Consider the following 748-nt stretch of genomic DNA (forward strand, 5'->3'; position numbering starts at 1 on the left):
GTTTTGCTCAGAAGTGAACATCAATACTTTGCCAAGCACCAATGAATACGCACATATCAGGGATAGAGATATAAAGCTTATGGATGGCAGTGTCTACCGCACCAATCCAGACTCAGTTATGTGGGCGTCGGCAGTCATCGGTATCACCGGGAAACACACACCAGCTTTTGATTATGCCGATGTGTTGATTCAAGCGTTACGTCAAGAAGGGTGTGAGGCACACACTTTAGAGCAGTTTGCGTTATCTGAAGCGCTCTCTACACAGGTGAATATTGAACCAGCGAAAGCTTGGCTCAATCATTATTCAACGAGTGGACGAAAAGACTGGGCGAGAACGGTGTTGGAACAGTTCTTTGAAGCACATGGAGATAAACCATTTGAAGAGCAAATACTTTTAGTTAAAGAAGTGTCCTTCAAGCGCCCTCTTGCTGAAGTGATTCGAGGGCATATCTATAAAAAGAAAAAGAAACTTCGTAAGTTATTTGGTTTGAAAGAAGAATAAATCATAGACTCTCAAGGGTACTCACTTTGTACCCTTGTTCAATTTGTGAAAAATCAAAGTGCTGAGCATCAATCCTTCCTAATCGAACTTCTTTTTCGAATGAGCGCCTAAGTCGCTTTAAATTACTCTCTTTCCAGCTATTACCTGTTTGCGTTAGGCATTTATCAAAATCGATAATCCAAACCTTGCCTGCTTTATCAACGAGAATGTTATGGATATTGAGGTCGGTATGATTGACCCCTGCAT

At 41.4% G+C, this 748-nt stretch carries 1 protein-coding gene and 1 pseudogene; one reads left to right on the top strand and one right to left on the bottom strand.

All coding sequences use genetic code 11. The features are described 5' to 3' along the window. Positions 1-502, top strand: a pseudogene (locus AB4486_RS26525) (hypothetical protein); the annotation flags it as partial. Between the two features lies 1 nt (position 503). On the opposite strand, the gene AB4486_RS26530 reads toward AB4486_RS26525, so the two are convergent. Continuing rightward, a partial coding sequence (locus tag AB4486_RS26530; RefSeq protein WP_372119749.1) for a lipopolysaccharide kinase InaA family protein occupies positions 504-748 on the bottom strand: 245 nt, incomplete at its 5' end.

Source organism: Vibrio sp. 10N.222.55.C6, assembly GCF_041473395.1.
In the GTDB taxonomy this organism is placed as follows: domain Bacteria; phylum Pseudomonadota; class Gammaproteobacteria; order Enterobacterales; family Vibrionaceae; genus Vibrio; species Vibrio crassostreae_C.